The following is an 875-nucleotide window of genomic DNA, read 5'->3' as shown; positions in this document are numbered from 1 at the left end:
CTCGCCACCCGAATCATCACCGCCGCCGAGCGGATGCGAGACATCCTCACCACCGCGGCCCTCCCCGAGGCCGTCGCCGACCGCCGCTGCCGACGATGCTCCCTACACCACGACTGCCTCCCCGAGCTGGCCAACGCCGCGGCGGGCACCCACGACCTGTTCACCCCACGACCCGCAGGACACTGGCATGGCTGAGCTCCTCAACACCCTCTACGCCACAACACCCGGAACCAGCCTGCACCTCGACGGCGACGCCGTACGCATCTGGCATCCCGACAACGACAAAGGCCGCCGCCTTCTCCCCCTCGTCCGCGTCGAAGGACCCACCGGCGGCAACCCCCACCTACGCATCGCCCAACACGATCACTTCCGCGACGACGAACGACGCCTCACTCTCGCCACGTCATACATAGCCGGGAAACTCCAGAACAGCCGCCAACTCCTCCTCCGCGCCGCCCGCGACGCCACCGGCACCCGCCAAACCGCACTCCGCGACACCGCCGCCCACCTCGCCGACGCCCTCCCCACCCTGCGTGACACCACCAACGTCGCCGAGGCCATGGGCGTCGAAGGACAGGCAGCCCGCCGCTACATCGCCACATGGCCGCACCTGCTCACCCCGCACGCGACCGTCACCGCCCCCGCCGGACGCACCAGCCGACCCGCCACCGACCCGGTCAACGCCGCCCTGTCCTTCGGCTACGGCATCCTGCGCATCGCCGTCCACGGCGCCCTCGACCACGTCGGCCTCGACCCCCACATCGGCTACCTCCACGGCATCCGCCCCGGCAAACCCGCCCTCGCCCTCGACCTCATGGAAGAATTCCGCGCCCTGCTCGTCGACCGCCTCGTCTTCACCGCCTTCAACCAGCGCC

The 875-nt window shown here is 70.6% G+C and carries 1 protein-coding gene and 1 pseudogene; both read left to right on the top strand.

Annotated elements, in window-relative coordinates; translation table 11 throughout:
* Nucleotides 1-195: pseudogene (locus AC08OP_RS15380) on the top strand (CRISPR-associated protein Cas4); the annotation flags it as partial.
* On the top strand, nucleotides 188-875 hold a 688-nt coding region (gene cas1, locus AC08OP_RS15375), incomplete at its 3' end, for a CRISPR-associated endonuclease Cas1 (RefSeq protein ID WP_476614828.1). The pseudogene AC08OP_RS15380 and the gene cas1, both read left to right, overlap by 8 nt.

Source organism: Frankia sp. CeRuru1 (assembly GCF_977966315.1).
This window is presented reverse-complemented; position numbering and strand designations above follow the sequence as displayed.